We start from the raw sequence: 4,756 nt of genomic DNA on the forward strand, positions 1-4,756 counted from the left end.
GTGAGGGGGCAGTAGGCTGCCGCCATGCAGGCGACCGCATACACGTACGATCCCGAAAGCCGCAGCGGGCAGGTACTCCTGGACGACGGCACCCCGGTGCCCTTCGAGGCGCCGGCGTTCGACGCGGGCGGTCTGCGGCTGCTGCGTCCCGGGCAGCGGGTGCGGATCGAGACGGAGGGCGAGGGGGACGGCCTGCGGATCACTCTGGTGACGCTGCAGACCTTCTGAACCGGCCGAGCGGGCCGGGCATCTCGCGCAACACGGCCCCCACCAGCCGCAGGAGCGGCGGACACACCGCGGGCCGGGCTCCCTCGGGAGTCCGGCCAAGGCGCGTGAGTACCTCTGTGCCCCTACTTGCCGCGGGTGGTGGTCTTCTTGGCCGTGGTCTTGCGGGCGGTCGACTTCTTGGCGGGGGCCTTCTTGGCCGTCGCCTTCTTCGCCGGAGCCTTCTTGGCCGTGGTCTTCTTGGCGGCGGCCTTCGTGGCCGTCGTCTTCTTGGCGGCCGCCGTGGTCTTCTTCGCCCCGGCGGCCTGCTTGGCGGTGGCCTTCTTCGCCGCCGCGGTGACCTTCTTCGCGGCGGCCTTCTTCGCCGCGCCCGTCGCCTTCTTGGCGGCCGCCTTCTTGCCGGCGGCCTTGGCGATGGTGGCGGTCGGGCCGGTGAGGCTGCCCTTGGGCGCCTTCTTCACGGCGATGTCGTTCTTCGGAAGCTTCTTCGAGCCGCTCACCAGGTCCTTGAAACCCTGGCCGGCCCGGAAGCGGGGAACGGAGGTCTTCTTGACCCGCACCCGCTCACCCGTCTGCGGGTTGCGCGCGTAGCGGGCGGGACGGTCGACCTTCTCGAAGGACCCGAAGCCGGTGACCGAGACCCGGTCTCCCGCGACGACCGCGCGGACGATGGCGTCCAGTACCGCGTCGACGGCATCGGCGGCCTGCTGGCGGCCGCCCATCTTGTCGGCAATCGCTTCTACGAGCTGCGCCTTGTTCACGTCTTCCCCTTCGGAGACCCTGCCGGAACGAAAGTGTTCAAGCTTTTCGCACGTTAGGCGGATATATACCGCAAATCAAACACGAAACGGGCTAATCACCCTTGTGTCGCAACGGACTCAACGGTCTCGGGCTGTTCAGCCTTCCTCACCGGGGATTCGGCCCTTGTCGAGGTCTGCCGTGAACCTCTCCAGGCGCCTTGTCGCACCGGCAAGATCGTGTTTGGCCGCCGCCGTAATGATCAGCAGCTTCCGGGTCAGCGCCATCCGTACGCCCTCCGGGACTTGCAGTGCGCGCACCCTTGCGTGCGCTTCCTTGAGTTGGGCCGCGACCGCCGCATAGAGCTGGAGTTGGCCGTCGTTGTCCATGCACAGATTGTGCCATCTGGGGCGAGTTGTCGCCTGCGCTGGGGGGCAACTACCGCCTCTGGCAGCCCTCCTGGCACCTTCGCCGACCGGGACCCTGGACCCCGTTTACCCCGGCAACACCCGTCATAACGTGGGACGTTGGGAGCGGAAACGGCGGCGCGGCGGGGTTTGCGGGCCCGGAAACGGCTGTACCCCCGATCGGGGTGATCAGGGGTACAGCGGGGTTGCGCGGTGGCCGAAACTCGACCTGCCCGGGTGCCGGATCGGGGGCCGGCTCAGTTGTCGATCACCGGCCGGGGCGCCGGGTCAGACCGGCAGGGTGCGCGGCTTGAAGGAGGGGCGCTTCGCCTCGTAGGCGGCGATGTCGGCCTCGCTCTGCAGGGTGATGGAGATGTCGTCCAGCCCGTTCAGCAGCCGCCAGCGGGAGTTCTCGTCCAGCTCGAAGGGGGCGGTGATGCCCTCGGCGCGCACCTCGCGGGCGACCAGGTCGACGGTCACCTCGGTCTGGGGGTCGTTCTCGGTGAGCTCCCACAGCGCGTCCACGATCTTCTGGTCCAGGACCACCGTGAGCAGGCCGTTCTTCAGCGAGTTGCCCCGGAAGATGTCCGCGAAGCGGGAGGAGATCACGGCCTTGAAGCCGTAGTTCTGCAGCGCCCAGACGGCGTGCTCGCGGGAGGATCCGGTGCCGAAGTCGGGGCCGGCCACCAGGACCGTGGCGCCCTGGCGCTCGGGGCGGTTGAGCACGAACTCGGGGTCCTTGCGCCAGGCCTCGAACAGCCCGTCCTCGAACCCGTCGCGCGTGACCTTCTTGAGCCAGTGGGCGGGGATGATCTGGTCGGTGTCGACGTTGCTGCGGCGCAGCGGGACGGCCCGGCCGGTGTGGGTGGTGAAGGCTTCCATGATCTCTCAGACTCCAGCGGGCGTACGGGTGTCGGCGTCGGACAGGTCGGCCGGGGAGGCCAGGTGGCCCAGGACCGCGGTGGCGGCGGCGACCTGCGGGGAGACCAGGTGGGTGCGGCCGCCCTTGCCCTGCCTGCCCTCGAAGTTGCGGTTGGAGGTGGAGGCGGAGCGCTCGCCGGGGGCGAGCTGGTCGGGGTTCATGCCCAGGCACATCGAGCAGCCCGCGTGCCGCCATTCGGCGCCGGCCTCCTTGAAGACCACGTCCAGGCCCTCGGAGACGGCCTGCAGGCCCACGCGCGCGGAGCCGGGGACGACCAGCATCCGTACGCCGTCGGCGACTTTGCGGCTCCGCAGGATCGCGGCGGCGGCGCGCAGGTCCTCGATACGGCCGTTGGTGCAGGAGCCTACGAAGACGGTGTCCACCTTGATGGAGCGCAGCGGCTGGCCGGCCTCCAACCCCATGTACTCCAGGGCCTTTTCGGCGGCCAGGCGCTCCGAAGCGTCTTCGTACGAAGCCGGGTCGGGGACGGAGGCCGAAAGCGGCGCACCCTGGCCGGGGTTGGTGCCCCAGGTGACGAACGGGGCGAGTTCGGCGGCGTCGATGACGACCTCGGCGTCGAAGACGGCGTCGTCGTCGGTCCTGAGGGTCTTCCAGTACGCGACGGCCGCGTCCCAGTCCTCGCCCTCGGGGGCGTGCGGGCGGCCCTTGAGGTATTCGAAGGTGGTCTCGTCCGGGGCGATCATGCCCGCGCGGGCGCCGGCCTCGATCGACATGTTGCAGATGGTCATGCGGGCTTCCATCGAGAGCTTCTCGATGGCGGGGCCGCGGTACTCCAGGATGTAGCCCTGGCCGCCGCCGGTGCCGATCCTCGCGATGATCGCCAGGATCAGGTCCTTGGCCGTGACGCCCTCGGGCAGTTCGCCGTCGACGGTGATCGCCATCGTCTTCGGGCGGCCCATCGGCAGGGTCTGGGTGGCCAGTACGTGCTCGACCTGCGAGGTGCCGATGCCGAACGCCAGCGCGCCGAAGGCGCCGTGCGTGGAGGTGTGCGAGTCGCCGCAGACGACGGTGGTGCCGGGCTGGGTCAGACCCAGCTGCGGTCCGACGACGTGGACGACGCCCTGCTCGACGTCGCCCAGCGGGTGCAGCCGGACGCCGAAGTCGGCGCAGTTCTTGCGCAGGGTCTCCAGCTGGACGCGGGAGACCGGGTCCGCGATGGGCTTGTCGATGTCGAGGGTCGGGGTGTTGTGGTCCTCGGTGGCGATGGTCAGGTCGAGCCGGCGCACGGTGCGGCCGCTCTTGCGCAGGCCGTCGAAGGCCTGGGGGCTGGTCACCTCGTGCAGCAGGTGCAGATCGATGAAGAGGAGGTCGGGCTCGCCCTCGGCGCGCCGGACGACGTGGTCGTCCCAGACCTTCTCTGCGAGTGTCCTAGCCATCGCTTTCCCTCCGGCCGAACGCGGAACGCGCCGACCCAACTAGAAATCCTGAGGATGCGGTCGCCCGCTCCCCCATGACCGGGCGACCGCCGCCGGGCCCGTCGGTCCGCAGGCCGCCTGTGATTCCAGAGTGGCGCGTTCCACGGAAAATTGAACTTGCGTTTCACAGAGTGAGACGCAAGTATCGTTGCATGGACAACAGTAGCGGCGTCGGCGTTCTGGACAAGGCAGCCCTTGTCCTGAGCGCTCTGGAGTCCGGTCCGGCCACCCTCGCGGGCCTGGTCACGGCCACCGGACTGGCACGACCCACGGCCCACCGGCTGGCCGTGGCTCTGGAACACCACCGCCTGGTGGCGCGGGACATGCAGGGCCGGTTCATCCTCGGCCCGCGCCTGGCGGAGCTGGCCGCGGCGGCGGGCGAGGACCGTCTGCTCGCCACCGCCGGTCCGGTGCTCACGCATCTGCGGGACGTGACGGGCGAGAGCGCGCAGCTCTACCGCCGCCAGGGCGACATGCGCATCTGCGTCGCCGCGGCGGAGCGTCTGTCCGGTCTGCGGGACACGGTCCCGGTCGGCTCCACGCTCACGATGAAGGCGGGCTCCTCGGCGCAGGTCCTGATGGCCTGGGAGGAGCCGGAGCGGCTGCACCGCGGCCTGCAGGGGGCCCGCTTCACGGCGACCGCCCTGTCGGGCGTACGGCGCCGGGGCTGGGCCCAGTCGATCGGCGAGCGCGAGCCGGGCGTCGCATCCGTCTCCGCGCCCGTACGCGGCCCCTCCAACCGCGTGGTGGCCGCGGTCTCGGTCTCCGGCCCCATCGAGCGCCTCACACGCCACCCCGGCCGCATGCACGCCCAGGCGGTCATCGACTCCGCCGCGCGCCTCTCCGAGGCCCTGCGCCGCTCCGGCTGACCCCGGCCGCGAGGAGGGCCGGCCTCAACGCCGCGGCAGGCCCTCCGGACGGAACCCTCGACGACCCCTGTGCCCCCGGGCACAGCCGCCTGGCCCTGCGGGCCCCCGCCGACCGGCGCGGGGGCTCGCGCCCGGCATCCGCGCCGGCCTCACCCACCC

At 70.8% G+C, this 4,756-nt stretch carries 6 protein-coding genes; 2 read left to right on the top strand and 4 right to left on the bottom strand.

What is annotated here, in order from left to right; translation table 11 throughout:
- Positions 1–24 precede the first annotated feature (24 nt).
- Positions 25–228 carry a hypothetical protein gene (locus C1I97_RS31695; RefSeq protein WP_073950195.1) on the top strand — a complete coding sequence of 68 codons (204 nt, stop codon included), beginning with the start codon at positions 25–27 and terminating at the stop codon, positions 226–228.
- A 122-nt stretch (positions 229–350) separates the two neighbouring features.
- On the opposite strand, the gene C1I97_RS31700 is transcribed toward C1I97_RS31695, so the two are convergent.
- The 4 genes from C1I97_RS31700 to leuC form a co-directional block, all read right to left on the bottom strand.
- Positions 351–986 carry an HU family DNA-binding protein gene (locus tag C1I97_RS31700; RefSeq protein ID WP_111006502.1) on the bottom strand — a complete coding sequence of 212 codons (636 nt, stop codon included), beginning with the start codon at positions 984–986 and terminating at the stop codon, positions 351–353.
- Positions 987–1,121: 135 nt separating this feature from the next.
- The gene (locus C1I97_RS31705; RefSeq protein ID WP_111006503.1) at positions 1,122–1,352 is read right to left on the bottom strand and encodes a hypothetical protein; all 231 of its coding nucleotides are present in this window, start codon (positions 1,350–1,352) and stop codon (positions 1,122–1,124) included.
- A 306-nt stretch (positions 1,353–1,658) separates the two neighbouring features.
- Positions 1,659–2,252, bottom strand: coding sequence for a 3-isopropylmalate dehydratase small subunit (leuD, locus tag C1I97_RS31710; protein ID WP_111006504.1), 594 nt, complete (start codon positions 2,250–2,252; stop codon positions 1,659–1,661).
- 6 nt (positions 2,253–2,258) lie between these two features.
- Positions 2,259–3,689, bottom strand: coding sequence for a 3-isopropylmalate dehydratase large subunit (leuC, locus tag C1I97_RS31715; RefSeq protein WP_111006505.1), 1,431 nt, complete (start codon positions 3,687–3,689; stop codon positions 2,259–2,261).
- Between the two features lie 191 nt (positions 3,690–3,880).
- On the opposite strand from leuC, the gene ndgR reads away from it, so the two are divergent.
- Positions 3,881–4,597, top strand: a complete 717-nt coding sequence (gene ndgR, locus C1I97_RS31720; protein WP_111006506.1) for an IclR family transcriptional regulator NdgR — start codon at positions 3,881–3,883, stop codon at positions 4,595–4,597.
- Positions 4,598–4,756 lie beyond the last annotated feature (159 nt).

The sequence above is a fragment of the Streptomyces sp. NTH33 genome, from assembly GCF_003236365.1.
In the GTDB taxonomy this organism is placed as follows: Bacteria; Actinomycetota; Actinomycetes; order Streptomycetales; family Streptomycetaceae; genus Streptomyces.